The organism is Pseudomonas sp. NPDC087342 (assembly GCF_044744265.1).
In the GTDB taxonomy this organism is placed as follows: Bacteria; Pseudomonadota; Gammaproteobacteria; order Pseudomonadales; family Pseudomonadaceae; genus Aquipseudomonas; species Aquipseudomonas nunensis.
Genome location: NZ_JBIUXZ010000008.1, coordinates 193,523 through 218,902 on the forward strand (window position 1 = coordinate 193,523; position 25,380 = coordinate 218,902).

General features: G+C 60.4%; 27 protein-coding genes, 1 pseudogene and 1 riboswitch. Of the genes and pseudogenes, 6 read left to right on the forward strand and 22 right to left on the reverse strand.

Features of this window, described 5'->3' with window-relative positions; genetic code table 11:
• Window positions 1–17: 17 nt before the first annotated feature.
• Together rmuC and ACIOYV_RS18780 are read right to left on the reverse strand one after the other, a co-directional pair.
• Complete coding sequence (gene rmuC, locus ACIOYV_RS18775; RefSeq protein WP_163910401.1) at window positions 18–1,382, reverse strand: DNA recombination protein RmuC; 1,365 nt, start codon at window positions 1,380–1,382, stop codon at window positions 18–20.
• Window positions 1,383–1,557: 175 nt separating this feature from the next.
• Window positions 1,558–1,881 carry a hypothetical protein gene (locus tag ACIOYV_RS18780; protein WP_054049535.1) on the reverse strand — a complete coding sequence of 108 codons (324 nt, stop codon included), beginning with the start codon at window positions 1,879–1,881 and terminating at the stop codon, window positions 1,558–1,560.
• A 963-nt stretch (window positions 1,882–2,844) separates the two neighbouring features.
• On the opposite strand from ACIOYV_RS18780, the gene ACIOYV_RS18785 reads away from it, so the two are divergent.
• The 3 genes from ACIOYV_RS18785 (at window position 2,845) to ACIOYV_RS18795 (ending at window position 5,244) form a co-directional block, all read left to right on the forward strand.
• Window positions 2,845–3,069 carry a hypothetical protein gene (locus ACIOYV_RS18785; protein WP_003214941.1) on the forward strand — a complete coding sequence of 75 codons (225 nt, stop codon included), beginning with the start codon at window positions 2,845–2,847 and terminating at the stop codon, window positions 3,067–3,069.
• 274 nt (window positions 3,070–3,343) lie between these two features.
• Entirely contained in the window at window positions 3,344–3,826 is a 483-nt protein-coding gene (locus tag ACIOYV_RS18790) for a hypothetical protein (RefSeq protein WP_054049533.1), read from the forward strand.
• Between the two features lie 146 nt (window positions 3,827–3,972).
• On the forward strand, window positions 3,973–5,244 hold the full coding sequence (locus ACIOYV_RS18795) for an OmpP1/FadL family transporter (protein ID WP_401325888.1): 1,272 nt from the start codon (window positions 3,973–3,975) through the stop codon (window positions 5,242–5,244).
• 89 nt (window positions 5,245–5,333) lie between these two features.
• Here the strand turns inward: ACIOYV_RS18795 and ACIOYV_RS18800 are convergent, their stop codons facing one another.
• The 14 genes from ACIOYV_RS18800 to cobO all read right to left on the reverse strand — a co-directional run bounded on the left by ACIOYV_RS18800 (window position 5,334) and on the right by cobO (window position 16,906).
• Window positions 5,334–5,885, reverse strand: a complete 552-nt coding sequence (locus ACIOYV_RS18800) for a glutathione peroxidase (RefSeq protein WP_401325891.1) — start codon at window positions 5,883–5,885, stop codon at window positions 5,334–5,336.
• A gap of 56 nt (window positions 5,886–5,941) precedes the next feature.
• The gene (locus ACIOYV_RS18805; RefSeq protein WP_401325893.1) at window positions 5,942–6,064 is read right to left on the reverse strand and encodes a hypothetical protein; all 123 of its coding nucleotides are present in this window, start codon (window positions 6,062–6,064) and stop codon (window positions 5,942–5,944) included.
• Window positions 6,061–7,269 carry an MFS transporter gene (locus ACIOYV_RS18810; protein ID WP_265044185.1) on the reverse strand — a complete coding sequence of 403 codons (1,209 nt, stop codon included), beginning with the start codon at window positions 7,267–7,269 and terminating at the stop codon, window positions 6,061–6,063. Before ACIOYV_RS18810 ends, ACIOYV_RS18805 begins: the two co-directional genes overlap by 4 nt.
• 52 nt (window positions 7,270–7,321) lie before the next feature.
• Window positions 7,322–7,726, reverse strand: a complete 405-nt coding sequence (locus ACIOYV_RS18815; RefSeq protein WP_401325895.1) for a MarR family winged helix-turn-helix transcriptional regulator — start codon at window positions 7,724–7,726, stop codon at window positions 7,322–7,324.
• 138 nt (window positions 7,727–7,864) lie between these two features.
• A complete protein-coding gene (locus ACIOYV_RS18820) occupies window positions 7,865–8,602 on the reverse strand; it encodes an adenosylcobinamide-GDP ribazoletransferase (RefSeq protein ID WP_401325898.1) in 738 nt (245 codons plus the stop codon).
• Window positions 8,603–8,604: 2 nt separating this feature from the next.
• Window positions 8,605–9,180, reverse strand: a complete 576-nt coding sequence (gene cobC / locus ACIOYV_RS18825) for an alpha-ribazole phosphatase family protein (RefSeq protein WP_401325901.1) — start codon at window positions 9,178–9,180, stop codon at window positions 8,605–8,607.
• Complete coding sequence (gene cobT / locus ACIOYV_RS18830; protein WP_401325904.1) at window positions 9,177–10,232, reverse strand: nicotinate-nucleotide--dimethylbenzimidazole phosphoribosyltransferase; 1,056 nt, start codon at window positions 10,230–10,232, stop codon at window positions 9,177–9,179. The genes cobC and cobT overlap by 4 nt, the downstream gene beginning before the upstream one ends.
• Complete coding sequence (gene cobU, locus ACIOYV_RS18835) at window positions 10,229–10,750, reverse strand: bifunctional adenosylcobinamide kinase/adenosylcobinamide-phosphate guanylyltransferase (protein ID WP_401325906.1); 522 nt, start codon at window positions 10,748–10,750, stop codon at window positions 10,229–10,231. The genes cobT and cobU overlap by 4 nt, the downstream gene beginning before the upstream one ends.
• 148 nt (window positions 10,751–10,898) lie before the next feature.
• A complete protein-coding gene (locus ACIOYV_RS18840) occupies window positions 10,899–12,350 on the reverse strand; it encodes a cobyric acid synthase (protein ID WP_401325909.1) in 1,452 nt (483 codons plus the stop codon).
• Entirely contained in the window at window positions 12,347–13,339 is a 993-nt protein-coding gene (gene cobD / locus ACIOYV_RS18845; RefSeq protein WP_401325912.1) for a threonine-phosphate decarboxylase CobD, read from the reverse strand. The genes ACIOYV_RS18840 and cobD overlap by 4 nt, the downstream gene beginning before the upstream one ends.
• Window positions 13,332–14,240, reverse strand: coding sequence for an adenosylcobinamide-phosphate synthase CbiB (cbiB, locus tag ACIOYV_RS18850; protein ID WP_054615713.1), 909 nt, complete (start codon window positions 14,238–14,240; stop codon window positions 13,332–13,334). Before cbiB ends, cobD begins: the two co-directional genes overlap by 8 nt.
• Window positions 14,237–14,887: a 5,6-dimethylbenzimidazole synthase gene (gene bluB / locus ACIOYV_RS18855; protein WP_401325916.1), complete on the reverse strand. Its 651-nt coding sequence runs from the start codon at window positions 14,885–14,887 to the stop codon at window positions 14,237–14,239. The genes cbiB and bluB overlap by 4 nt, the downstream gene beginning before the upstream one ends.
• Window positions 14,884–16,284 (reverse strand): cobyrinate a,c-diamide synthase, encoded by a 1,401-nt coding sequence (locus ACIOYV_RS18860; RefSeq protein ID WP_401325919.1) that lies wholly within the window; start codon window positions 16,282–16,284, stop codon window positions 14,884–14,886. Before ACIOYV_RS18860 ends, bluB begins: the two co-directional genes overlap by 4 nt.
• A gap of 10 nt (window positions 16,285–16,294) precedes the next feature.
• Window positions 16,295–16,906, reverse strand: coding sequence for a cob(I)yrinic acid a,c-diamide adenosyltransferase (gene cobO / locus ACIOYV_RS18865; RefSeq protein ID WP_054049504.1), 612 nt, complete (start codon window positions 16,904–16,906; stop codon window positions 16,295–16,297).
• Window positions 16,907–16,986: 80 nt separating this feature from the next.
• Window positions 16,987–17,218: riboswitch (cobalamin riboswitch) on the reverse strand.
• Window positions 17,219–17,372: 154 nt separating this feature from the next.
• Between cobO and ACIOYV_RS18870 the strand changes: the two genes are divergently transcribed.
• Together ACIOYV_RS18870 and ACIOYV_RS18875 are read left to right on the forward strand one after the other, a co-directional pair.
• Window positions 17,373–17,957, forward strand: a complete 585-nt coding sequence (locus ACIOYV_RS18870; protein WP_401325922.1) for a hypothetical protein — start codon at window positions 17,373–17,375, stop codon at window positions 17,955–17,957.
• A gap of 66 nt (window positions 17,958–18,023) precedes the next feature.
• Window positions 18,024–19,337 carry a PQQ-dependent sugar dehydrogenase gene (locus ACIOYV_RS18875; RefSeq protein WP_401325925.1) on the forward strand — a complete coding sequence of 438 codons (1,314 nt, stop codon included), beginning with the start codon at window positions 18,024–18,026 and terminating at the stop codon, window positions 19,335–19,337.
• A gap of 131 nt (window positions 19,338–19,468) precedes the next feature.
• Here the strand turns inward: ACIOYV_RS18875 and ACIOYV_RS18880 are convergent, their stop codons facing one another.
• The 6 genes from ACIOYV_RS18880 to ACIOYV_RS18905 form a co-directional block, all read right to left on the reverse strand.
• On the reverse strand, window positions 19,469–20,122 hold the full coding sequence (locus ACIOYV_RS18880; protein ID WP_401325927.1) for an O-methyltransferase: 654 nt from the start codon (window positions 20,120–20,122) through the stop codon (window positions 19,469–19,471).
• 19 nt (window positions 20,123–20,141) lie between these two features.
• Complete coding sequence (locus ACIOYV_RS18885; protein WP_401325930.1) at window positions 20,142–20,684, reverse strand: C40 family peptidase; 543 nt, start codon at window positions 20,682–20,684, stop codon at window positions 20,142–20,144.
• 165 nt (window positions 20,685–20,849) lie between these two features.
• Window positions 20,850–21,488 carry a C40 family peptidase gene (locus tag ACIOYV_RS18890; RefSeq protein ID WP_054049494.1) on the reverse strand — a complete coding sequence of 213 codons (639 nt, stop codon included), beginning with the start codon at window positions 21,486–21,488 and terminating at the stop codon, window positions 20,850–20,852.
• 213 nt (window positions 21,489–21,701) lie between these two features.
• Complete coding sequence (gene hda / locus ACIOYV_RS18895; RefSeq protein WP_054049492.1) at window positions 21,702–22,406, reverse strand: DnaA regulatory inactivator Hda; 705 nt, start codon at window positions 22,404–22,406, stop codon at window positions 21,702–21,704.
• Window positions 22,407–22,636: 230 nt separating this feature from the next.
• A complete protein-coding gene (locus ACIOYV_RS18900; RefSeq protein ID WP_163909116.1) occupies window positions 22,637–23,710 on the reverse strand; it encodes an AI-2E family transporter in 1,074 nt (357 codons plus the stop codon).
• 38 nt (window positions 23,711–23,748) lie between these two features.
• The gene (locus tag ACIOYV_RS18905; RefSeq protein WP_401325935.1) at window positions 23,749–24,807 is read right to left on the reverse strand and encodes a DUF2066 domain-containing protein; all 1,059 of its coding nucleotides are present in this window, start codon (window positions 24,805–24,807) and stop codon (window positions 23,749–23,751) included.
• A gap of 384 nt (window positions 24,808–25,191) precedes the next feature.
• Here ACIOYV_RS18905 and ACIOYV_RS18910 point away from each other — a divergent pair.
• Window positions 25,192–25,380, forward strand: a pseudogene (locus ACIOYV_RS18910) (phosphoribosylformylglycinamidine cyclo-ligase); the annotation flags it as partial.

Sequence of the window (25,380 nt, forward strand, 5' to 3'; positions counted from 1 at the left end):
GGTTTTTAGCTTTTCGGTTACTCCGGCAACTCCGCCAACCCATCCACATCGGTCATCGCCCGTTCGAGCAAATCCGCCGGCAGGCTCTTGCTCGCTCGCGCGCCCAACAGCTTCAGTTGCTCGCTGCGGCTGACCAGGTTGCCGCGCCCTTCTGTCAGCTTGTTGCGCGCCGAGCTGTAGGCTTTATCCAGTTGCTGCAAGCGATTGCCGACTTCGTCCAGGTCCTGAATAAACAACACGAACTTGTCGTACAGCCACCCTGCCCGCTCGGCGATTTCCCGGGCGTTCTGGGTCTGGCGCTCCTGCTTCCACAGGCTGTCGATAACCCGCAACGTCGCGAGCAACGTAGTCGGGCTGACGATCACGATATTGCGGTCAAACGCTTCCTGGAACAGCGTCGGCTCAGCCTGCAACGCCGCGGAAAACGCCGCTTCGATCGGCACAAACAACAGAACGAAATCCAGGCTGTGCAGACCGTCGAGGCGCTTGTAATCCTTGCCGGACAGGCCTTTGACGTGATTGCGCAGGGACAGCACGTGCTGCTTGATCGCGATCTGGCCGATGGCATCGTCGTCGGCAGCGACGTATTGCTGATAAGCCGTGAGGCTGACCTTGGAGTCGACCACCACTTGCTTGTCGCCGGGCAGATAAATGATCACGTCCGGCTGGAAACGCTCGCCGTCCGGGCCCTTGAGGGTGACTTGAGTCTGGTACTCGCGGCCCTTCTCCAAGCCGGCGTGTTCAAGCACGCGCTCGAGAATCAGCTCGCCCCAGTTGCCCTGGGTTTTCTGTCCTTTCAAGGCACGGGTCAGGTTGGTGGCCTCATCGCTCAAGCGCAGGTTGAGCTGTTGCAGGCGCTCCAGTTCCTTGGCCAGGGAAAAGCGCTCACGGGCTTCGGCTTGATAGCTTTCTTCAACGCGTTTTTCGAACGACTGGATGCGCTCTTTCAGCGGATCAAGCAACTGTCCGAGGCGCTGCTGGCTGGTTTCGGCGAAACGCTGCTCGCGCTCATCGAAGATCTTGCCCGCCAGCTCGGCGAACTGCGCCCGCAATTCATCCCGTGAGCCCTGAAGGTCGTTGAGACGTTGCTGATGGCTTTCCTGTTGTTCGCGCAGCTCCGCGTTGAGGGAAGCGGTCTGCGCGTCCAGGCGACGCAACTCAGCCTCTTTGCCGGCACGTTCGATATTCCAGGCGTGGGCCGCGTCGCGAGCGTCATCGCGTTCGATTTGCAGCAGTTCGACTTCACGGCGCAGCGCGGCCAGATCAGCTTGCTTGGTGGAGTTTGCCTGGCTCAGGTCACCGATTTCGTCGCGGCACGCATCGAGTTGGGCATTCAGGCCGTCCTGGGCCAATTGGGCCATGGCCAGTCGCTCTTCCAGCAGCGCCATGCCGGCCTGCCCTGCACTCGCGCGGCGCTGGATGTGCCAGGCCAGCGCCAACAATGGCACTGCTGCGCCCGCCAGACCGAGCAAAATGCTGGTCAAGTCCATAGCCATAGCGACTCCTGCCGATGAGATAAAGCCTGAAGGTTAACCAAGGCGTCAGGTCTTGGACAGCTCAGTCTTCGATCAGCCCCAGTTCCTGCTGGGCGCGGCGGTCACCGGCGCGGGCGGCCTGACGCAGCAGGTCGTGGCCGATGCGCCGATCCCGGGCGTTGCCACATTCGCGGCACATCAACTGACCCAGACGACTCTGCGCGGCCACTACGCCTTCGCGAGCCGGTTGCTTGAGCAAACGTCCGGCGAAATGTTTGACCTTGTGGTTATCGCCCAGGCGCGGGCTGTCCAGTAGCCACTCGGCCACACGCATGGAAAAGCGCTTGGGTGGGGTAACAGTCGGGGGCGTTGCGGTAACAGCGGTTGATACTGAGCGAAACTTCATAAAGCACTGTAGGGCAGATCGGAAGGCGCGCCACTCTACTCTTTTTTTCTTACAGGTAAAGTCGAAAAAAACCCGGCACGCCCGTCCTAGAGCAAGCGCTTGGGACAATCCACAGAAGCTGTGGATAACTCAGTGGACAACCGCCCTTGAACTCTCGCAAAGCCCTGTGGAATGGGGCTCGCAGTCAAACTGACGATTTTTTCACCAGTAAAAAAAAGCGATGTTTTTCATTGACTTAAATTTTCATTACAGGCACCCACTGCGATTGAAGCCAAGGTGACAGTGGCGTGACAGGCTGCGCAACTTATGTGCACAAGTACCTTTGCGACGGTTATATCGATGCGCTTTTTCGGCGCGTTTTGCAGCCAAGGCCTGGGGATAAGCCTTGGCAGCGAGGCGACCGACGGCAAACGCCTGGGCCATTGCAGGGCAACGTCGTTGTTTTCAGCCTATAATCACGCCCCCGGAAGCGACTGACTGGCCGCACCAACAATCTTTTTTGCTAACACACTTCCTTTCTCAAATTCAATCCGTTAGTATCCGCGGCGTTAGTACCAAGCTGAAAGTCAATTCTGGTCGAACAAATCCCCCCGGTCAGCCTTCCCGTAGAGAGAAGCCTCCACCGACAAAGCGGGATCGACCACCTCGATGGTTTCCAGGTAAACCTTGCGTCGACACTGCCTTTGAAATGAATGCAAAGGGTGTTGCGAAGCTCACTTACTCTGACCGAACCAGCCTGCAAATTGATCAGGATCTTCACCCCGGGCCCCGAACCTTTGCCCTTGATGTGTTGCCTGCCCTCCTAAGTACCTACCTGCCAGCCCAAGCGCGCCAATTATCAGCGCTTCAAACTGGCTGCTTTGTTCCAGTCGGGTTCTTCGTTCGACCAATGGTGGTCGTCGTCACTGGAACGTTTTAATTTTGCACGGCTCTTATCCGTGTCGCTTGTAGGAACACCTAATAATGTCTACTCAAATCCACACTCAGGATGCCATTCGCACCCTAACTAACGCTTTTGCCCCAATGAACTGCCTGATCATGGCCGCTCGCAAAGGCTGCTTCAGCTTCACTCTGGTCAACGAACACGGCATCGCCCGTCACAGCGAACGCCTGTACCCCGATCAATACTCCAGCGCTGAACCGCTGCAGGCCGTGATCGATCGTACTCGCCAGGCACTGGTTGCCTGAGACGCCAGAAAGACTGAAAACCTCAAAAGCCCTGCTCAAAAAGCGGGGCTTTTTATTGCCTGATATTTCTCTTTCCTCGCTGTGCGCCTAAGCACTAACCGATATAACGGTTATAACTGGCTGCCGGAAATATTTTAAAAACAGTCCTTTACGGCGCGAATATGACACTACACTTCAACTCAAGCGGCTTGATCCGCTTCCGGCGAGCCTGATTCGATTCACTGCTGCCAAGCCCCTTCAGGTATCGCCGCCCATTTCATGTTTCGAGGGCTTTATGGGTATCGCTGCCAGCGAACTGTGCCGTTATGTGATCCGCCCGACCTTGATTTACCTCGGGCGCCATAGCGCAACTGCCGAATCCCTGTTGCTGGGCATCGCCGCCAGCCAGTCCGCCCTTGGCTCGGCCCTGCATGACCGCCGTGGACATGGCCTGTATCGAATTGCCGAGCCCCGTCACCGGGCGTTGTGGGATCACTACCTGGCCCTCGACCCTGAGCGAGCGAGCCTGGTGCGTGGCCTGGCCAGTCAGCATGCTTTTTTGAGCAGTCCGCACCTGGAATTGACCGTTAACCTGCGTTACGCCACCGCCATCGCCTGGCTCTTGGTAGAAGAGCAAAACACTCCCCTCCCCGATCCCGATGATTTGCTGGGCATGGCCCGAATCTGGCGCCAGACCTTCCAGCCTCAGGGACGCCTGCGCGATTTCACCTGCGCCTGGCAAACTTGTGTTTCATCGATGAATCAAGTCGCTTGCTGACCTCCCCGTTTCACAAGATCTCGCAACAGGACGCGAATCTGGTCTGATTGTCCTACAAAACCGCTCTAACTCAACCCATACAGGCTATAGCGCTGGGACGAAAATGTTGGTAATTTTCGCCCCGGTGATCACCAGGAGTTCTAATAATGAAAAAAGTCATGCTCAAAACCACCCTTAGCCTCGCCGTTACCTTGGCATCCACCCAGCTCTTCGCAAGTGGCTTCGCCATCAACGAACAAAGTATTAGCGGGATGGGTACAGGTTTTGCTGGGCGATCTTCCTCTGCCGATGACGCAAGCACCATTTTTGGCAACCCTGCCGGCATGTCCCGCATCAAGCGCGAACAAGTCACCGGCGGCGCTGCAATGCTCGACGCACACACCGATATCAGTAAAGCCAGTTCCAGCCCGAACAGCGGCAGCAACCACGGCGACATGGTGCCGTTCATCGCCGTGCCGATGGGCTACTACGTCAAGCCTATCGATGATCAATGGGCAGTCGGTGTAGGCGTATACGCACCGTTCGGCCTGGTGACCGACTACGAGCACGGCTTCGCCGGCCGTTACTTCGGCAGCACCAGCGACGTTAAAGTCGTGACCCTGCAACCCACCGTGAGCTACGCCTTCAACGACAAAGTGTCGATCGGTTTCGGCCCGACCATCAACCGTATCGACGGCAAGCTGGAGTCGAACATCTCGGCTACCCAGGCCGCTCCGGATGGCGAAGTCAAAATCAAGGGCGACGATACCGCGCTGGGCTACAACATCGGGATCCTGGCTCAGTTGACCGACAGCACCCGTGCCGGCCTGACCTACCACTCGAAAGTGAAGTACAAGCTCGAAGGCAACACCAAGGTCAACTACGGCGTACTGGGCCTGCTGGGCCAGAACCCGAGCCAGAAGTACGACGCTTCGCTGGACCTGACCACGCCTGAATCGGTGGATTTCTCGGTCACTCACCAGTTCGATGACAAGTGGACCCTGTACGCAGGCAGCACCTGGACTCGCTGGAGCCGCCTGAAAGAAATCACCGTGGAAAACAAAGGTGTTCCGACCATTCTGAACGGTCAATTCGGTTCCATCACCGAAGAACAGAACTGGCACGACACCTGGGCACACGCCATCGGCGCGTCCTACCAGCTGAACAAGCAATGGGTCCTGCGTACCGGTCTGTCCTTCGACCAGGCGCCGACCAACAACGTCGACCGCTCCCCACGCATTCCGACTGGCGATCGCAAGATTTTCAGCCTGGGCGCCGGCTGGAGCCCGACCGACGACCTGACCATCGACGTCGCGTATTCGTACCTGCGCGAAGAGGCGGTGACGGTCAACAACACCAACGACCGTGGCCAGAGCTACAACGCCAAGTATGAAAACTCGGCGAACGGTTTCGGTGTTGGCGCAACCTACCGCTTCTGATGACTCACAGCGAGGCTGAACCGCTCGCTGCCTGAATCGAAAAAGCCCCGCTCTCTGGTACAGAGACGGGGCTTTTTAGTGGGTGCCGATCAGGGTTTCGAGGCAAGGGCTTTCTCGACGGACTCGATGAATTCAGGGTTGTCGGGCTTGGTCAGGCTGGAGAAATTGGCGATCACCTTGCCTTGGCGATCGACCACGTATTTATAGAAATTCCACTTCGGTGCGCTGCTCTGTTTGGCGAGGCTCTTGAACAGATGGGTCGCATCGTCACCGCGGACTTTCTGCGGCTCGGTCATGGTGAACGTCACGCCGTAGTTCACGTAGCAGACCTTGGCGGTCTCGGCGCCGTCCTTGGACTCCTGTTTGAAGTCATTCGACGGAACGCCGATCACCTCGAGCCCTTGATCCTTGTAGCGCTGATACAGCGCCTCAAGGCCTTTGAACTGCGGAGCGAAACCGCAGAAGCTGGCGGTGTTGACCACCACCAGCGGCTTGCCAGCGAAGCGCTGGCACAGATCGATGGATTCCTTGGCCCGCAACTTGGGCAGCGAGCCCTGCAACAGCTCGGGACAGTCGGCCGCCTGGGCCAATCCGGTAAACGCCATCAGTAACGCGGGGACTGCAAGCCAGCGTTTCAGCATGTCGGTGGATCCTTGAAAAGTCGTCAGAAAACGAAGTTACTCGCCCTCCCATATGGCTAGCAAGCACCCATGCCCAACTGCATCAGCGCCAGCCCGCCCTGATGCCAGCCCCACCAGGCCAGGGCCAGCAGTAGGGCGCCGCCGGCAATGACAATGATGCGTGGCCAAAGACTGTTCATATCGCACTCATTTGGGTTTGCAGACGCGCCACCGGGCGCTCGCGCACCGGCCAGTTCAAGGCTGCCGCCAACAGGCTCAAAAGAATCGCCACTTGCCAGATCAAGTCGTAGCTCCCGGTCCGGTCATACACCACCCCGCCCAACCAGCCGCCGAGGAACGAACCGAGCTGGTGAAACAGGAAAACTATCCCACCGAGCATGGACAGGTTTCGTACACCGAACAAGGTCGCCACGGTGCCGTTGGTCAATGGCACGGTGGATAACCACAAAAAGCCCATCGCCATGCCAAACAGATACGCCGTGGTCGTGGTGACCGGCGCCCACAGGAACAGACCAATCACCACCGCTCGCAACAAGTACAAACCAGTCAGCAAACGCGGCTTCGACATCCGCCCGCCGAGCCAGCCGGCGGTGTAAGTGCCGAAGATATTGAACAGCCCGATCAGCGCCAGCACGGTTGTGCCAACGGAGGCCGGCAGATGTTGATCCACCAGATAGGCCGGCAAGTGCACGCCGATAAACACCACCTGAAAACCGCAGACAAAAAAGCCGAACGCCAGCAGCCAGAAACCGGAGTGGGAACAGGCTTCGCGCAGCGCTTCGGACAAGGTTTGTTCATGGCCGAGGGTCGGCAGTGGCTTGTCCTTGAGCATGCTCACCAGCGGCACGATCAGCGCCACCAGCAGGCCCAGCACCAGCAACGCGGCGGACCAGCCGAGCCAGCCGATCAGCCCCAGCGTGCCGGGCAACATGGCGAACTGGCCGAACGAACCGGCGGCGCTGGCAATGCCCATGCCCATGCTGCGTTTTTCCGGCGGCACCGCACGGCCGACCACGCCGAGGATCACCGAGAACGAGGTGCCCGACAGGCCGATGCCGATCAACAGACCGGCGCTCAGGGACAAGGTTACTCCCGAGTCGGCAAAGCCCATGCAGATCAGGCCCGCCGCATATAACACGCCGCCGACCAGCACCACTTTTGCCGCACCGAAGCGATCAGCCAAAGCGCCGGTGAACGGCTGCGCCAGGCCCCAGATCAGGTTTTGCAGGGCGATGGCAAACGCAAACGTCTCACGACCCCAGCCGAACTCGGCGCTCATCGGCGCCAGGAACAGACCGAAGCCGTGTCGCACGCCCAATGACAACGCCAGAATCAGCGCACTCCCCACTAAAACCCAACCGCACGTACGCCACATCGATGTCATTCTTATTCTCCGGTAGCGGGTATATACCCGCTTAAGGTCGGACTAACCGGCGTCAAGCCAGTTCGTCCAGCAATCTCAGTAAGGTTTCACGTTTTTCGGCGCCCAGACGGTCAATCAACCGCTGCTGCGCCGCTTCCCAGGCCGGCAAGGCGGCTGCCAGACGTTCTGCGCCAGCCTCGGTGAGCTTGACGATGCGGTTGCGCATGTCCTCGCCCTCGACCAGCATCACCAGCCCTTCGCCTTCCAGCACGCGCAAATTGCGCCCCAACGTGCTGCGGTCCAGGCCCATGGCTTCGGCCAGGGTGGAAATACTCGGTTGATCCAGACGCTGCAAGTTGCACAGCAAAGAATACTGGGCAACGTTGATCCCGAAGCCATCAAGAGCGCCGTCGTAATGCCTGCTGACGCCACGGGCGGCGCGACGCAGGTTGATGCATAAACATTTGGAATCGAGCATGGTGCGTGTATATACCCGCGGTTAAATGAAAGCAAATTTTTGATACATAACCCTGTAGGAGCGAGGCTTGCCCGCGAACAATACACCGCAGTACCGCAGACACACCGCGTTATCGTTCTTCGCGGGCAAGCCTCGCTCCTACAGGAATAATGCCAGCCCTACGAGCACAGCCATCTCCAGCAACTCCAGCAACGCCCCCGCCGTGTCGCCCGTGGTCCCGCCCAACCGCCGCACCATCACCTGCCGCAACCAGACAAACCCCACCGTCGCCAGCATGAGCGCAACCAGGCCTTTGAAAAGGCCCGCGATCAACACACAGGCCAGCGCACTGACTATCAGCACCTGCCACCCAGCCTTGCGCGGCAAATGATCCGCCAACGCCTGCCCCAACCCACCGGCCCGCACATACGGCGTGGTCAGGAACAATCCCAACAACGTCGCACGCCCGATCAACGGCACGATGATCAAGACAACGCCGTGCCCCTGCTCGATCAGCGCCAGCAACGCGGCGAATTTCAGCAGCAACACCAACACCAGCGTGACCACGGCAATCGGCCCGCTGCGCGGGTCTTTCATGATGCTCAGGGTGCGTTCACGGTCGCCAAACCCGCCGAGCCAGGCGTCGGCGCTGTCGGCCAAACCATCCAAGTGCAGAGCGCCGCTGAGCAACACCCACACCGTCAGCAGCAATGCGGCGTGCAGCAACAATGGCGCGCCCGATAACAGTCCGTTCAACGTCCACAACAGACCGCCGAACAGCAGCCCCACCAGCGGATAAAACAGCAGCGAGCGCCCCAATTCCTGAGGCGCCGGCATGCCCGGCAGACGAATCGGCAGACTGCTCAAGAATTGCAGGGCGATCCAGAACGGCAACATGATCAGGACGCTTCCCGCAACAACGGGCCGGCGCCGACCGACAGTGAATGCAACGACGCATGGGCGACTTCAACGTTGAGCAACTGCTCGCGAGGCAAGCCTCGGGCCTGGGCCAGCAGCAATTTCATGACCCCGCCGTGGGTGATCAGCAGCACTCGCTCGCCTGCATAGGTCCCGTGCAGCCGTTCGACCGCCGCCAACACACGCGCGGAAAAGTCTGCCACCGGCTCACCCTCGGGCGGCGTAAACGAATAAGGATCGGTCCAGAACAATCCCAACGCCTCTGCACTGGTTTCCATCAACGCCGCCGTGCTCTGCCCTTCCCAGGCGCCGAAATGCAGTTCTTGCAGGTCTTTTTCCAGTTGCACCGGCAAACCGAGTTGCCCACCGAGTTCTTCGGCAAACCGCGCGCAACGCTGCAACGGCGAGCTGACCAGGCGATCCCAAGGCCCCTGCCCGATCACCGCCGCACGCAGTTGCGCCCAGCCCTTCTCAGTCAGGGCATCGTCGAGACTGCCGCGCAAGCCGCCGCCAAGTTCGGTTTCGCCATGACGCAGCAGATCCAGGTGCAAAGTCATGCCGGACGATCCGCCACGGCTGCTTCAGCGAAGGTCGCCATCTGCCCGTGAAGATCGCAAGCCAGACGCAACAACGGCACCGCCAACGCCGCCCCGCTGCCCTCACCCAGGCGCAAGCCGAGATCGAGCAACGGCTCGGCGTTCAGGGTTTCCAGCACATGACGATGACCCGGCTCGGCGCCGCGATGACCGAACAGCAGCCACTGGCGGCACTCAGGATTCAAACGCACCGCGACCAACGCGGCGACGCTGCAAATAAAGCCGTCCACCAGCACCGCAACGCCTTCCTGGGCGCAGGCCAGATACGCACCAACCAACGCCGCGATTTCAAAACCGCCGAGGTTGAACAGGGTTTGCAACGCATCGCCACGCTGGGCGCTGTGCAGCGCGAGCGCGCGCTCGATCACTTGCGCTTTATGGCTGACACCCGCCGCGTTCAACCCCGTGCCCGGCCCGGTCAGATGCACCACCGGGCAATCCAGCAAGGCGCACGCCAACGCGCTGGCCGCCGTGGTGTTGCCGATGCCCATTTCGCCACCGATGAACAATTGCGCACCCACCGCGACGGCGCGCAAAACGCTGTCGCGACCAGCCTGCAATGCCAGTTCGCCCTGAGCTGCGGTCATCGCCGAGCCGTTCACAAAGTTCGCGGTGCCGAGGCCGACATTCAGATGACGCACGCCGGGCAGGTTCAGCGACGGCGTGACGGTGCCGAGATCGACTACTTCCAGGGATGCGCCCAACTGCCGCGCCAACACGCTGATCGCCGCGCCGCCGGTGACGAAGTTGTGCAACATCTGCCCGGTGACTTCCTGGGGAAACGCAGATACGCCTTCAGCGACCACGCCATGGTCACCCGCGAAGATCGCGATCCAGAGTTGATCAAGGCTTGGTTTGACCTGCCCCTGCAACCCGGCCAATTGCACTGCTACCGATTCCAGCCGACCGAGGGAACCGGCGGGTTTGGTCAGTTGCTGCTGCCGGGCTTCAGCCTGTTCGACGACGGCAGCATCGATCGATTTGCACGGGTTCAGCCACCAGATTTGAGTCATAACGCAGTACCTTTCAGAGTCAGGGGCAGGCCGGCGACAGTCAGGACGACACGCTGACAGCGCTCAGCCAGGGCTTGATGCAGCCAACCGGCTTCATCGACATAGCGGCGAGTCAATTCGCCCAGCGGCACGACACCCATTCCGGTCTCGTTGCTGACAAAAATGATTTCACCCGGCAGCGAAGCCAGGCAGTCCAGCAAGGCATCGCGCTCGGCGATCAGGCGCTCGGGGTTGTCGAGCATCAGCAGATTGGTCAGCCACAAGGTCAGGCAATCCACCAGCAGGCAACGTTCGGCGCTGGCGTTTTCGCGCAGGACGCGGGCCAGTTCCAGCGGTTCTTCGATCAGCGCCCATTCGGCGGGACGACGGGCGCGGTGATGGGCGACCCGTTCGTTCATCTCGCCGTCCAGGGGTTGGCTGGTGGCGATGTAGGTGACCTGAAGTTGACTGCCTGCCGCGAGTTTTTCCGCCAGGCGACTTTTGCCGGAGCGGGCGCCGCCGAGGATGAGTTGGAGCATGGTTTATTCCTTAACGTGTGCGGTGGGGTGACGGGCCTCTTCGCGGGCAAGCCTCGCTCCTACAGGTAACGCGGTGTTCGCAAATGGATGGCACGACGCTAACCCTGTAGGAGCGAGGCTTGCCCGCGAAGGCGTCCTCAAACCCACCTCAAAACCCACAAAGCTCACGCAGCAGCGCGGTATCCAAATGCTTCTCCACCAGATCCGCCAACCGCTCGATATCCCTCTCGCGCAAGGCGTGGTAATCCACCGTCTGCACGTTCTGCAAACCCGCCCAGCGCAACAACGCACTGCTCGCCGCCGGCGACTCAAACAACCCATGCAGATAAGTGCCGAAAATCTGCCCATCGAGGCTTTGCGCGCCATCGCAGCGACCATCGTCCAACTGCACCGCCGCGTTCTCCAGCGCCGGCCCAGTGGTTACGCCAGCATGGATTTCATAGCCACTGACCTCGGCATTTTCCAACGCCAGTCGCCCATGCACATTGCGCAATTGCTTCTCTTCTTCGAGCAACGTTTCGAACGCCAGCAAACCCAAGCCAGCGCTGGAACCCGGCGCGCCTTCAAGGCCCAGCGGGTCGTGAACCTGTTCACCCAGCATTTGCAGCCCACCGCAGATCCCCAACACTTTGCCGCCGTAGCGCAGGTGCCGAGAGATCGCCGTGTCCCAACTGTCGGCCCGCAGGTACGCGAGGTCATGGCGCACGCTTTTCGAGCCGGGAAGGATGATCAGGTCAGCCGCCGGAATCGCCTGGCCTGGACCGATGAATTGCAGGTCGACTTGCGGGTGCAGGCGCAGCGGATCGAAATCGGTGTGGTTGCTGATGCGCGGCAGCACCGGCACCACGACTTTGAGCACTTGATCAGCCTTGTCGGTCTGGCGCTGATCAATGCCGTCCTCGGCTTCCAGGTGCAGGTCCATCACATACGGCAGGACGCCGATCACCGGTTTGCCAGTGCGTTCTTCCAGCCAGTCGAGGCCCGGTTGCAGCAAGGCGATGTCACCGCGAAAACGGTTGATGATGAAGCCTTTGACCCGCGCCTGTTCGCTGGGCGACAGCAGCTCCAGCGTGCCGACCAGATGCGCAAAAACCCCGCCGCGATTGATGTCGGCGATCAGCACCACCGGGCAATCCACCGCTTCGGCAAACCCCATGTTGGCGATGTCGCCAGCACGCAGATTGATCTCCGCCGGCGAGCCCGCGCCTTCGACCATCACCACCGGATACGCCGCGCTCAGCCGTTCGTGGGAGGCGAGCACTGCTTGCATGGCGATGGCTTTGTAGTCGTGATAGGCGACCGCGTTCATGGTGGTGACGGCGCGACCATGAATGATCACTTGGGCGCCGGTGTCGCTATTGGGCTTGAGCAGCACCGGGTTCATGTCGGTGTGCGGCTCCAGATTCGCAGCCTGGGCCTGCACCGCTTGGGCGCGACCGATCTCGCCACCGTCGGCGGTCACCGCGCTGTTCAACGCCATGTTCTGCGGCTTGAACGGCACCACGCTGACGCCATGGCGCGCGACCCAACGACACAACGCCGTCACCAAAGTGCTTTTACCGGCGTCGGACGTGGTGCCCTGCACCATCAACGTAGTCATTGGATTTCCTTGGCGAAGGCTTGCAGGGCTTGTTCGAGACGGGCCTCTTCGGCGGCATCGGCGGGCAATCCGAAACGCAGGCTGCTGTTGTGGGTGAACAACCGCAGCAGGATGCCGCGCCGGGCCATGAACTCATGCAGTTCTTCGGCGCGCTCGGTGATCAGCCATTGAAACAAAGCGCAACCGCCCTGGGGCTTGAGATCGTAACGTTCCAGCAGTGCGGCCAAACGCTCGCTGGCCTCCTCACTGCGCAACCGTTGCCGAGAGTGGCCTGCGGTGTCCTGCAAACAGGCTTGGCCGAGTACCCGGGTCGGACCGCTGACCGCCCAAGGCCCGACTTGCTCGGCGAGCAATTTGAGCAACTTGCGCTCGGCCAGAACGAAGCCCAAACGCACGCCGGCAAGACCGAAAAATTTGCCGAACGAGCGCAACACGATCAACCCGACCTGATTGGCAAACGGTGCCACGCTCAGCTGCGGTGTGTTGTCCATGAACGCTTCATCGACCACCAGCCAGCCACCGCGTTGGGCCAGTCGCGAGTGCCAATCGAGCAGGCGACTCGGACTCAGGCTCAGGCCCGTGGGATTGTTCGGGTTGACCACCACCAGCACGTCGAGGCTGTCGAGAAAGAAGTCGACTTCTTGCTCCAGCACTTCGCGCACGATGTAGCCGTTACGCCGCCACGCTTCGGCATGTTCGGCATAACACGGCGAGAGCACGCCGACCTTGCCGGACCGACGCAAACGCGGCAGCAACTGGATCGCCATCTGCGAACCGGCCACCGGCAGCACTTGGGCTGCGCCGTAATAATCGCAAGCAGCCTGCTCCAGACCGTCATCGGTTTCCGGCAAACGTGCCCAGGCGCGCAGCGGAATCTCCGGGATCGGAAACGGCCAGGGTGCGAGTCCGCTGGACAGGTCGAGCCAATCGGCTTCGGCGATGCCGTAACTGAGCGCCGCCTTACGCAGCCGGCCACCGTGCTCAAGCATAGAATTCAGCTCCCACGCAGAGAATCAGCAGCCATAACCATACGCCGCGCTGGACCAATTGCCAGCCACGGTCGATGGAGTCGGCATCCGCCGCCGGGCCTTCGCCGAGCTGAGGACGCTGATGCAATTCACCGTGATAAATCGCCGCCCCGCCCAACTCGACGCCTAGCGCGCCGGCACCGGCCGCCATCACCGGCCCGGCGTTCGGGCTGTCCCAGGTCGGGCCTTGAGTGCGCCAGCATTTCAACGCGAGTCGGGTTTTACCCAGCAGCGCGTAGGTCAATGCCACCAAGCGTGCAGGAATGTAGTTGAGGACGTCGTCGATTTTCGCCGCCGCCCAGCCGAACCGTTCAAAGCGTTCGTTGCGATAACCCCACATGGCGTCGAGGGTGTTGCTCAGTCGATAGAGGACCACGCCCGGCGCACCGGCCACGGCAAACCAGAACAGTGCAGCGAATACCGCGTCGCTACCGTTTTCCAGCACCGATTCGGTGGCGGCGCGGGCGACTTCGGTTTTATCCAGTTCGCTGGTCTGGCGGCTGACCAGATAACCCACGCGTTTGCGCGCTTCATCCAGATCATCGCTGCGCAGGGCCTTCGCCACCGGCTCGACGTGCTCGCCAAGGCTGCGCATGCCGAGGGCGCAATACAGCGCCAGAATCTCGACCAGCCAGCCGACATAAGGCGCCCAAGACAATGCAGTGGCCAGCAAGGTCAGCGGAATCACCGCGATCACCCACGCGGTGACGCCATGACTGCGCCAGCCACGGCCACCGGAGTTGAATCGTTGCTCGATGCGATCGGCAAAACCACCGAACGCCACCAGCGGATGCCAGCGTTTGGGTTCACCCAGCAGCGCATCCAGCGCAACCGCGGCGACACTCAACAACGCCACACTCATTGACTCACTCCCCAAAAATTTTCATACAACATTTCACTGAGTGGACGCGCCTGCGCCCAACCTTCGAGTACCAGCATCGGCGCCGGATAGAATTCCTTGACCGGGCCGAGGCAAAGGATCGCCAACGGCTTGGCACCGGCGGGCAAACCCAGCAGGTCCGCCAGGGCTCGCGGTTCGAACAGCGAGACCCAGCCCATCCCCAAGCCTTCAGCGCGAGACGCCAGCCACAGGTTCTGGATTGCGCAGGACAGCGACGCCATGTCCATTTCCGGCAAGGTGCGACGACCGAAGATGTGGCGTTCGCGATCATCCATCAGCGCGGCGACCAGCACTTCGGCGCAGTCATTGATGCCTTCGACCTTGAGCTTCATGAACTCATCGGTGCGTTCGCCGAGGGCTTCGGCGGTGCGGATGCGTTCTTCTTCAACCAGTTGCTGGATCTGGCCGCGCAGGGCTTTATCGCTGATGCGGATGAAGCGCCAGGGCTGCATCAGGCCGACGCTGGGGGCCTGGTGTGCGGCTTCGAGCAGACGGCGCAGCAATTCGGGCTCGACGGTGCCGCCGCTGAAATGGCGCATGTCGCGGCGTTCGGCGATGGCTCGGTAAACGGCCGCGCGTTCGTCCTCAGAGAAGGTGTTGTCGGTCATGGCCTCTTCGCGAGCAGGCTCGCTCCCACAGTGGACTGCGTTTCTTCAGGCATCCCACCCTCTAATGTGGGAGCGAGCCTGCTCGCGAAGGCGGTCTCAAGCTCAGGCGCAAACAGCGCGGCAATCGCCGACGGATTCGACGGAAAATAAAAGTGCACATAAGAAGCCGTCATCCGCCCCTCACGATAAACCGCCTCCGCCCCGCGTCCGCCGTTAGGGCTCAGGCCACGGGCAATCGGCTCCAGCTCAGTGCTGGTCAACGAATGGTGATAGGTGTGCCCGCGCAACAGGCCTTCCGGCAACTCGACCGCTTGCAACGCCAATGCCGCCAGACGCTTTTGCATCACCGCATCCCCGGCCAGTAAACCGACCAATTCAGCACGAGTGCCTTCGACATCCGTCAACGAATCGAGCAGGTACAACATGCCGCCACATTCGGCCAGCAACGGTTTACCCGCGGCGTGATGCGCGCGAATCGCGGTCAGCATCGAGGTGTTTTGCGACAGCGCCACATGGTGCAGCTCGGGGTAACCGCCGGGCAGATACAGGCTGTCAGCTTCGGGCAACTCGGTATCGCGAATCGGCGAGAAGAATGACAACTCGGCGCCCATCGCTCGCAGCAAATCGAGGCTAGCGCCGTAGGTGAAGGCGAACGCTTCGTCGCGCGCCACGGCAATACGCACGCCCGCCAGCAACGGCTCGGCTTCAAGCAGATCCGGGGCGGCGAACTCCACGGCCGGTGGCAGCGATACCTCGCAGCTGCTGGCCAACGCATCGGCTGCGGCGTCGAGGCGAACATCAAGGTCGTTCAACTCGCTGGCCTGGACCAGACCGAGATGCCGGCTCGGCAATTCGATTCCGGTTTCCCGGGACAACGCGCCGTACCAACGCAAACCTTCGGTCAGGCTGCCTTCGAGCAATTGCGCGTGACGCAAAGTGCCGACGCGGTTGGCCAGGACGCCGGCAAACGGCAAGTCCGGCTGATACTTCGCCAGCCCCAATGCCAACGCGCCAAAGGTCTGGGCCATGGCGGTGCCATCGATCACACCGAGTACCGGTACGCCGAAGTGCCGCGCCAGGTCAGCGCTGGACGGCGTGCCGTCGAACAGGCCCATGACGCCTTCGATCAGAATCAGATCCGCTTCACCCGCGGCTTCCCACAACAACCGACGACTTTCCTGCTCGCCAACCATCCACATGTCCAGTTGATAAACCGCCGCACCGCTGGCACGCTCGAGAATCATCGGGTCGAGGAAGTCCGGTCCGCATTTGAACACGCGCACCTTGCGCCCCTGATTGCGATGCAACCGGGCCAACGCGGCGGTGACGGTGGTCTTGCCCTGACCGGAGGCCGGCGCGGCAATCAGTACCGCCGGGCAATGACGTATGCTTTTCATAAAATAGTATTCACAGCTCGACGCCTTTTTGCGCTTTGATCCCAGCCTGGAAAGCGTGCTTGATCACGTTCATTTCGGTGACGGTGTCAGCCAGCTCAATCATTTCCGGCTTGGCGCCGCGACCGGTGACGACCACGTGTTGCATCGGCGGACGCGCTTGCAAGTCGCTGAGTACTTGATCGAGATCGAGGTAACCGTGCTTGAGGGCGATGTTCAGCTCATCCAGCACCACCAAGCCGATCGACGGATCGCGCAGCAGTTCGCGAGAAACGGCCCACGCTGCTTCCGCGGCGGCGATGTCACGCTGACGGTCCTGGGTTTCCCAGGTGAAGCCCTCGCCCATCACATGAAAACGCACCTGCTCCGGGAAGCGGCGGAAGAACAATTCCTCGCCAGTGCTGTTGCGGCCCTTGATGAACTGCACCACACCGCATTGCATGCCATGGCCCATGGACCGGGCGAGCATGCCGAAAGCCGAGCTGCTTTTGCCTTTGCCATTGCCGGTCAGCACCAGCAGCAGGCCGCATTCGTTCGGCGAATTGGCGATGCGCTCGTCAATCACGGCTTTTTTTCGCAGCATGCGCGCCAGGTGGCGTTCGTCACGATCGGGGGTATCAGTCATGGGGGAGCTCTCCGTTGAGGCTGGATAACGGCGGGCAGGCACAAGAATAGACGGCAAAAAGCCTGGCATCGCCCACCGTGATGCCGCTGGATGGATCAGGCCGGTCTCCGGGCTCATGAGCGGCGTTACGCCAGACTGCGCGCCTTCCCATGTCAGTCGACACAGTGGCTCAAGGCGCAGCTTTCACTCATTTACCGTTGCGGGGGCAGCGCCGGGATCGTGGTTGTTCATCAATGAACAACGTCACTCACCGGCTTCCCTGTTTCACTCTGTCGACCACGGCCACAGAGCACCTGAAACAAGCCGCGAAGGTTAGAGGGTTGGGGGTGGAGCGTCAATTAAAGCCGGGACGCCACCGGGCGAATTTCTGCCGTCGATCAATTATCCGACGTCATTCTTGTGCCACACTCTGAGCAGTGATATCAAAGAGCCACAATCTCACAACACAATAATAAGGGTGAGCCACATGCAAGGCATGATCATCAGCAATCCGAAGCTGGAATTCCTGCGCCCGCTGCTGGAACGCTGGTTTGACTGTATCGACCGCTATAACGCTGTGCGCGGCGATAATGATGCGCCGTACTGGTTCGACGAAAAAGCCAATCTCAGCCTGCTCTCGGCCGCGGCCTGGATGGCGGAAATGGTCACGCTGCAACAGACGCCGACCCGCAAACAGACCGAAGAAGGCGAACGCAATGCTCGCGCCGATCTACTGATCGCCGCCAGCGAACAACGCGCTTACCTTCAGGCCACCCAGCGCTGGCCCAAGGTCAACAGCCTGAACCTGACACAAGCCTTGGTCGATATCACCGGCGACGCCAAGCGCATCAGCTACGCCAGCGACCTGAAACTCGGCTGCCTGTTCGTGGCTCCGCAAAAGGCCCAGCAAAGCGCCACCCCCGAAGAACTCCAGGACATGGTCGACGACTTGCAGAAGGAACACACCTGCGCCGTGGCCTGGTATTTCCCGTACGCCTACCGCAAGTTGCGCAACGAATCCGGCCAGTATCACCCGGGCGTTGCAGTGCTGTTCAAAGAGGCCCGTGGCTGATCGGTTGAACCATCGCGGCTGTTTCCTTCTCTAGATTAGATCAGTGCATTCATAGGGAAGATCAGCATGCGCAAACCCCAGCTCGTTCTCGTTATCGCGCTCGCCGGAGGGCTTGTTGCCTGCGGCGAGACTTCAAGCCTGCAAGTCACGGACGGCACCGGCCCATCGCCCAAGCTGCCAGAACCGAACAAAACCCTGATCCCGACGGTGAATATCGCCCCGGCGATCGGCTGGCCGGCTGGCGCCAAACCGACCCCGGCGGCGGGAACCCAGGTGGCGGCATTTGCTGAAAACCTCGATCACCCGCGCTGGCTTTACGTGCTGCCTAACGGTGATGTGCTGGTGGCGGAAACCAATGCCCCGCCCAAGCCTGATGACTCCACCGGCATTCGCGGCTGGGTGATGAAGAAAGTCATGGGCCGCGCCGGTGCCGGTGTTCCAAGCCCGAACCGGATTACGCTGCTGCGGGACAAGGACCACGACGGTGTGGCCGAAACGCGCACGGTGTTCCTGGAAAATCTCAGCTCACCCTTCGGCATGGCACTGGTCGGCAACGATCTGTACGTGGCCGACTCCGACAAGTTGATCCGTTTTCCGTACAAGGACGGCGAAACCTCCATCACCGCGCCAGCCACCAAAGTTGTCGATCTACCGGGCGGCACGCTGAATCACCACTGGACCAAAAACGTCATCGCCAGCAAGGACGGCAGCAAGTTGTACGTGACGGTAGGCTCCAACAGCAACGTCGGTGAAAACGGCCTGGATAAAGAAGAAGGTCGCGCGGCGATCTGGGAAGTGGACCGCGCCACCGGCAATCACCGGATCTTCGCCTCAGGCTTGCGCAATCCTAACGGCATGGGCTGGGAACCGAGCAGCGGCGCGTTGTGGACATCGGTCAACGAGCGGGATGAGATTGGCAGCGACCTGGTGCCGGACTACATCACCTCAGTCAAAGACGGCGCGTTCTACGGCTGGCCGTTCAGCTATTACGGGCAGCACGTCGATGTGCGCGTCGAGCCGCAAAATCCGGAAATGGTCGCCAAGGCCATCGCCCCGGATTACGCCGTCGGCCCGCACACCGCTTCGCTGGGTTTCACCTTTGCCGAAGGCAGTAAATTGCCGGCACCGTTCACCAACGGCGCCTTCGTCGGCCAGCACGGTTCATGGAACCGCAAACCGCACAGCGGCTATAAAGTGATTTTCGTGCCGTTCACGGAGGGCAAGCCAACCGGGCAGCCGGTTGATGTGCTGACCGGGTTCCTGGATAAAGATGAAAACGCTCTGGGTCGGCCGGTGGGTGTGGTGATCGATCAGCAGGGAGGCTTGCTGGTGGCGGATGATGTGGGGAACAAGGTTTGGCGGGTTTCTGCGGCTAAATAAATCTGCCAACACATAACCAATTGTGGGAGCGAGCCTGCTCGCGAAAGCGGTGTGTCATTCAACAAACCTGTCGACTGACACACCCTATTCGCGAGCAGGCTCGCTCCCACATGTTTGATGAGTGTCAGCGCTTACCTTTTACGGCAAAGCGTTAATCCATCGCCAATCGGTAACAGCGACAAATCGACCCGCCCATCATCCTTCAATGCTCGATTGAGCTTTTGAATCGCTCGCGTGTCGACGCTCTCGGGATTGCTCTCCAGCACCCGCCCGCTCCACAACGTGTTGTCGAATATCGCCAGACCACCCACCCGCAGCAAACGCAGGGCGTGCTCCAGATAACTCGGGTAGTTAGCCTTGTCGGCATCGATAAAGATCAGATCAAACACGCCTGGTTGTTCCAACTGAGCGAGGGTTTCCAACGCCGGCGCCAGACGCAAATCGATACGCTCGGCGAGCCCCGCCTCCTCCCAATAACGCCGCGCAATCGCGTTGTAGTCGCCGGGTATATCGCAACAGATCAACGAGCCGTCCTCCGGCAACGCTGCCGCCATGCACAAGGCGCTGTAACCGGTGAAGGTGCCGATTTCCAACAGACGTTTGGCACCGGTGAGCTTGACCAGCAAGGCGAGGAACTGCCCTTGTTCCGGCGCCACTTGCCAACGGGCCATGGGCAGCGTCTGGGTTTCATCGCGCAGACGCTTGAGCAGCGGCGTTTCCCTGAGGGAAACGTCGAGCAGGTATTGATACAGGGAATCGTCGAGATTGAGCGTGCGATTGGTCATCACAACCTCTGCGTAAAACCTACGGATTACGCGCCAAATGCTCTGGTTGCAAGACGCGTTTGGCGCTCAGGTAGGCTTTCTGCCAATAGGCTTTGGACAGGCTGTCGAGCTTCACCGTGCCGCCGGTGGCAGGCGCGTGAACAAAGCGGCCTTCGCCGACGTAGATGCCGGCGTGGCTGACCTGGGAGCCGCCATTGGTGGCGAAGAAAATCAGGTCACCGGTTTGCAGGCCTTCCTTGCCTACATTGGCCGCTTGCATGCTGATCATTTCGCGGGTGGTGCGCGGCAGGGAAATGCCGGTGACGTCACGGTAGACGTAACCGATCAAGCCACTGCAATCGAATCCGGAATCTGGCGTATTGCCGCCCCAGCGATAGGGCGTGCCCACCAAGCCGAGGGCGCGAAACAACACGTCTTCCGCTTCAGGGGAGAATGCTTGGGCGGGGCCGAAAACAATCGGCGCTCGAACCACCGGCGCGGGCTGCGGCGGTGGCGTGCGGCTGGCGCAGGCGCTGAGCAGCGCTGCAAAGAGCATCAGGGTGAGGCGGGCCGACATCGTCATAAGCAGAGCATCCTGATCTGGCTGCGGCTTTTTTCTGCCGGGAAGACAGAAAAGAAAACCGCCTGCGCAGAGCACAGGCGGTTTGCCATCAATAATAGACAGGATTCTAGCGCTTATGCGCCAAACTTCAAGTAAGACTTTAAGTTCGCCCTACATAAAGTGTGCTTACTTGCGAGCGGTGACCACAGTCGGGGCCATCGCAAGTGCGCGCTTGGCTTCGATGAAGGTTTTGCTCCAGTAGCTGTCGCCCAGGCTATCGACTCGCACGCCACCGCTTTTGCGGCTGCTGGAGTGGATGAACTGGTCATCACCGAGGTAAATCCCGGCGTGACTCACACGACCGCGACGACCATTGGTGGCGAAGAACAGCAGATCACCCGGCTTGAGATTGTTGCGCGAAACCAACGGGGCGTCCACGTTGATCATTTCGCGAGTGGAGCGCGGCAGGTTCATGCCGGCCTCTTCGCGGAACAGGTAGCCGATGAAGCCGCTGCAGTCGAAACCGGCTTCAGAGGTACCGCCGAAACGGTAACGGGTACCGATCAGGGACATGCCGCGTTCGAGGATGCTGTCAGCAAGGACCGGAAGCTGGTAAGACTTGCCGTCGGCGAAGCTGGCCAGTTCTTTTTCGGTGGCCGTTTCTTCCTGGAAAAGAGTGTCCTGATACAGGACGGAAGATTGGGCGGTAACAGAGTTTTTAACCTGCTGTTGTTGCTCTTGCTGAGTCACTGGAGAGTGAGCAGCGCAACCGAACAACAGGGTGACGAGTGCGAGAGGCACGAGGGGTGCGAAGCGATTTAGCATGGGCACGACCGTGGCTGATAGTTGTAAAGAAGCCGAGACTATGCCCGCTATCAACCTCATTTGCAAATTCAATCGAACTTAATGTGACTTCCCGGTTTCTCGTTTACATCTAAGCGCTTAAACCCGTTCTGAATCTTTACGCAGCCTGCAGCCATGCAGGAAAGCGGATTTTCTGGCGCCTGGAATATGCCAAAAGCCGCTAAAGGCCTTGGTTTACCAGCCTAAAGTCTCTTTCAGAAACGGGATCGTCAGCTTGCGCTGAGCTTGCAGGGAAGCCTGATCGAGACGTTCAAGCAGCTCGAATAGCGCGCTCATGCTACGGGTGCCACGGGTCAAAATAAAATGCCCGACTTCGTCCGTCAGGTGCAATCCGCGACGGGAGGCGCGCAATTGCAGGGCGCGCAGTTTATCTTCGTCGGAGAGTGGGCGCATCTGGAAGATCAGCGCCAGGGTCAGGCGGGATTTGAGATCAGCCAGCTTCACCGGCAGTTCACGCGGCGAGGTCGAAGCGGCGATCAACAGGCGCCGACCGCTATCACGCAGACGATTGAACAGGTGGAACAACGCCTCTTCCCAATCCGCGCGCCCGGCGACAGCCTGCAAGTCGTCGAGGCAGACCAGTTCGTATTGTTCGAGGTTGTCGAGGATTTCGATGCCGCGATCCAGCAACTCGGCAAGCGGCAGGTACACCGCCGGTTCGCCCATCTGCTCGAACCGCAGGCAAGCGGCCTGCAACAAATGCGTGCGCCCTACCCCGTCCTTGCCCCAGAGGTAAATCAGGCTTTCGGTCCAGCCGGCGTCGGCTTCGCATAGCCGCTCGACATAGCCGAGTGCAGCGGCATTGGCGCCTGGGTAGTAATTGATAAAGGTAGCGTCATCACGCAGACGCACACCTAGGGGCAGCTGAATCGGTTTCATGCTGACTGAACAGTTCCAAAGGAACCGTTAGTGGCCTCTGTGTAAAGTTTGCGAAGTTTATACCCGTGGGGCAGCCCGCACAATGCGGCAGACCACAAGCAAAATCAAAGGTTTGCGTTAACGCACTGGTTTTGTGACAGATTCTTTGGCGGTGCATGTGACAGCCAATAGAAAGAAGCGGGCCAACCTGGCACGTAACCAGGCCGCCCGTTACGAGATATCAGACAGTTTTACAGCTCGGGCTCATCCACCCCACTGTACACATCTGAATCTTTATACAAATCATGCAGATGGCGCACCAGCACCATGATCACCGCCGCCACCGGCAAGGCCAGCAGCACACCGGTGAAACCGAACAACTCGCCACCGGCCAGAATGGCGAAAATCACCGCCACCGGGTGCAGGCCGATACGGTCCCCGACCAGCAATGGCGTCAGCACCATGCCTTCCAGCGCCTGACCGACCATGAACACCGCGACGATACCGAGCATGGGATACAGATCGCCATGGAACTGGAACAGACCGGCAATCAATGCCGCGCCAATCCCGATCACGAAACCCATGTACGGCACGATCGCCGCCAGACCGGCAATCAGGCCGATCAACAGCCCCAGTTCCAACCCGACCAGCATCAGGCCCGCGGCATAGATCACGCCCAGCGCCAGCATTACCAGCAATTGCCCGCGCACAAACGCCCCGAGCACTTCATGGCATTCACCGGCCAGCGACACCACACGCTCTTCGCGATCGCGGGGCAACAGGCTGCGGATCTTGGCCATCATCAGGTCCCAGTCCCGCAGCAAGTAGAAACTCACCACCGGGATCAGCACCAGGTTGGCCAGCCAGCCGATCAACGCCAGCCCGGAAGCCGTCGCCTGGCTCAGCACCACGCCGACGATGTCGGTGGTCTGGCCCATGTGTTCGCTGATGGCAGCCTTGAGCTTGTCGAATTTCCAGAAGTTATCCGACAGGCCAAATTTCGACTGCGCCCACGGCAGCGCCGTGTGCTGCAACCAGTCGAGCATCTGCGGCGCCAGTTCGTACAAGCGGAACAACTGCTTGGCGAGCATCGGCACCAGCACCAACAGCAAGGTCGTGAAGATCAGGGTAAACAGCGCAAACACCGCCACCACACCCCAGGTTCGCGACAGGCCGGCCTTCTCCAGGCGATCCACCAAAGGATCGAACAGATAGGCCAACAGCAGCGCCACCAGAAATGGCGTCAGGATCGGATGCAATAGCCAGACAAACGCGCAGAGCAGGACCACCCCACCCAACCAGAACCAACGCCGCGTATCGGCCATGTACAACTCCCTATGCTTCTATATAAAGAAAGAAAACCTTACCAACGGAATCGCAGCTGCGGCACGGGTGCCGGAGCGGGCGCTACAACCGGTGCCGAACCTTCGGCCGGCTGAACCGGTGCGACAGGCGCCGACGCTTCACCGGCCGGAACCTCCTGCAACTTCGCCAACGACAACTGCGAGCGCAATTGCTCGGCGCTGCCATTGACCCGATAAACAATACGGTCGCCATCGACGCTGACAAGACGCCCGCCAAACGGATCCAGCAAGCGCCCGAGCGCCGCGTAGCGCTCCAGATTCATGCCCTGCACTTCGAGCAACTGTTCGCTCGACGCACCAGCCTTGACCACAAAGCGCGGCGCCATGCGCTGAGCGACCGCCAGCATCACCGCATCGGCCACAGCGGCTTGATCCGCGCCCTGCACCGTGCCCGCCTCCTTCTGGTCGCCGAGCCACAAATGCCACTTGGCCTGCCATTGGCCACCCTCTTCCCGAGCATGCACCGCGAGCAGGGCGTCGGCGTTGTAACGTTCGGATGCACCACGCAATGGCGCCGCATCCGTCCCTTCAAGATTTGGCGCCGTAGCGACCAGTTGCTCACTCAAGTCTGCCAGCGGCAAGCGCAACGGCAAACCACGGTGTTGGGCCGCGCGACGCAATGGCGCAGCAGTGGCCTGACCGTCGCCAACCAGGCTTGAACCCTCGGCGGAGTCGTTCAGCCACCAACCCAGGATCGACGGCCGATTCGCACCCCACAATGACAGCCCGGCACGACGCAGCGCCTGCTCGGTGGTGGCCGGGTCGAAATCGACCTTCAGCACTTCCGGCGGCCCGGCGTCAAAGCCGTACTGACTGATGATTTGCTGCGGGTCCTTGCGGATCGCCGCCAGCCCCGGGTTCTGCGCAGCCTTGGGGTCGCCGGTCAGGCGCAACACCAGCGTATCCAGTGCCTCCTGGGTCGCTTGATCGCGCACCTCGGGGCTCTGACTGCTGACAGGCTGACGCACCTGATAAAGGCCTTTCACGGTTTCGGCATGACTTGCCAGGCTGAAAAGCGACAAACAACCCGCAACTAAATATTTGGAGAAAAAACGCATGGAAGATTCCTGACGACAAGAGCGGCTGGAACTGGCCGCGTGAACGTGTTGAGCAAGGCTGTGACCACCGCCCTGGGCAAAACATTCACCCGGCCCCGATAAGTTTTTGGCACTGCCCTAACGATAGACGGTTAATGGCGATACCTTATACAGGCATGAGGGAGGCGACCAACACGGGCAATAACGGTTTTTTTTCGGCCGATATGCCCCTGCCGTCGGCGCGAGGATGGCCGCTGCCTCTCAAGCCTGATAAAATCGCGCGCCTTCGCAGACCGGCAACAGCCGGGCAGTGTCGGAATAGCGCGCAAGGCTTTTGCCTACGCTGTTTCGGCGGCCCTAATGGACTCGGTCGTTACCCCTGAATCCCCCCTAAAGGCCTGGATCATGAGCAAGCAACCCTCCCTGAGCTACAAGGACGCCGGTGTAGACATCGACGCCGGTGAAGCATTGGTCGAACGCATCAAGAGCGTCGCCAAGCGCACTGGTCGACCTGAAGTGGTTGGACTCGGTGGGGGGGTGGGCGAGATATGCGAGATGCCGGGCGGGGGCGGGCCGCCGGTGGGGGTGTGGGGT

Coding starts and splice junctions, on each gene's coding strand:
- ACIOYV_RS18800 (WP_401325891.1), bottom strand. CDS start 5,885: ATGCTGAAACGCTGGCTTGCAGTCCCCGCGTTACTGATGGCGTTTACC.
- ACIOYV_RS18840 (WP_401325909.1), bottom strand. CDS start 12,350: ATGACTACGTTGATGGTGCAGGGCACCACGTCCGACGCCGGTAAAAGC.
- ACIOYV_RS18795 (WP_401325888.1), top strand. CDS start 3,973: ATGAAAAAAGTCATGCTCAAAACCACCCTTAGCCTCGCCGTTACCTTG.
- hda (WP_054049492.1), bottom strand. CDS start 22,406: ATGAAACCGATTCAGCTGCCCCTAGGTGTGCGTCTGCGTGATGACGCT.
- ACIOYV_RS18870 (WP_401325922.1), top strand. CDS start 17,373: ATGCAAGGCATGATCATCAGCAATCCGAAGCTGGAATTCCTGCGCCCG.
- ACIOYV_RS18810 (WP_265044185.1), bottom strand. CDS start 7,269: ATGACATCGATGTGGCGTACGTGCGGTTGGGTTTTAGTGGGGAGTGCG.
- cobD (WP_401325912.1), bottom strand. CDS start 13,339: ATGCTTGAGCACGGTGGCCGGCTGCGTAAGGCGGCGCTCAGTTACGGC.
- ACIOYV_RS18905 (WP_401325935.1), bottom strand. CDS start 24,807: ATGCGTTTTTTCTCCAAATATTTAGTTGCGGGTTGTTTGTCGCTTTTC.
- ACIOYV_RS18805 (WP_401325893.1), bottom strand. CDS start 6,064: ATGAACAGTCTTTGGCCACGCATCATTGTCATTGCCGGCGGCGCCCTA.
- ACIOYV_RS18815 (WP_401325895.1), bottom strand. CDS start 7,726: ATGCTCGATTCCAAATGTTTATGCATCAACCTGCGTCGCGCCGCCCGT.
- ACIOYV_RS18900 (WP_163909116.1), bottom strand. CDS start 23,710: ATGGCCGATACGCGGCGTTGGTTCTGGTTGGGTGGGGTGGTCCTGCTC.
- ACIOYV_RS18880 (WP_401325927.1), bottom strand. CDS start 20,122: ATGACCAATCGCACGCTCAATCTCGACGATTCCCTGTATCAATACCTG.
- ACIOYV_RS18885 (WP_401325930.1), bottom strand. CDS start 20,684: ATGACGATGTCGGCCCGCCTCACCCTGATGCTCTTTGCAGCGCTGCTC.
- cobT (WP_401325904.1), bottom strand. CDS start 10,232: ATGACTCAAATCTGGTGGCTGAACCCGTGCAAATCGATCGATGCTGCC.
- cbiB (WP_054615713.1), bottom strand. CDS start 14,240: ATGAGTGTGGCGTTGTTGAGTGTCGCCGCGGTTGCGCTGGATGCGCTG.
- ACIOYV_RS18790 (WP_054049533.1), top strand. CDS start 3,344: ATGGGTATCGCTGCCAGCGAACTGTGCCGTTATGTGATCCGCCCGACC.
- ACIOYV_RS18860 (WP_401325919.1), bottom strand. CDS start 16,284: ATGAAAAGCATACGTCATTGCCCGGCGGTACTGATTGCCGCGCCGGCC.
- ACIOYV_RS18785 (WP_003214941.1), top strand. CDS start 2,845: ATGTCTACTCAAATCCACACTCAGGATGCCATTCGCACCCTAACTAAC.
- cobO (WP_054049504.1), bottom strand. CDS start 16,906: ATGACTGATACCCCCGATCGTGACGAACGCCACCTGGCGCGCATGCTG.
- ACIOYV_RS18780 (WP_054049535.1), bottom strand. CDS start 1,881: ATGAAGTTTCGCTCAGTATCAACCGCTGTTACCGCAACGCCCCCGACT.
- ACIOYV_RS18875 (WP_401325925.1), top strand. CDS start 18,024: ATGCGCAAACCCCAGCTCGTTCTCGTTATCGCGCTCGCCGGAGGGCTT.
- cobU (WP_401325906.1), bottom strand. CDS start 10,750: ATGCTCCAACTCATCCTCGGCGGCGCCCGCTCCGGCAAAAGTCGCCTG.
- cobC (WP_401325901.1), bottom strand. CDS start 9,180: ATGACTTTGCACCTGGATCTGCTGCGTCATGGCGAAACCGAACTTGGC.
- ACIOYV_RS18890 (WP_054049494.1), bottom strand. CDS start 21,488: ATGCTAAATCGCTTCGCACCCCTCGTGCCTCTCGCACTCGTCACCCTG.
- bluB (WP_401325916.1), bottom strand. CDS start 14,887: ATGACCGACAACACCTTCTCTGAGGACGAACGCGCGGCCGTTTACCGA.
- ACIOYV_RS18820 (WP_401325898.1), bottom strand. CDS start 8,602: ATGTTGCCGTTCTGGATCGCCCTGCAATTCTTGAGCAGTCTGCCGATT.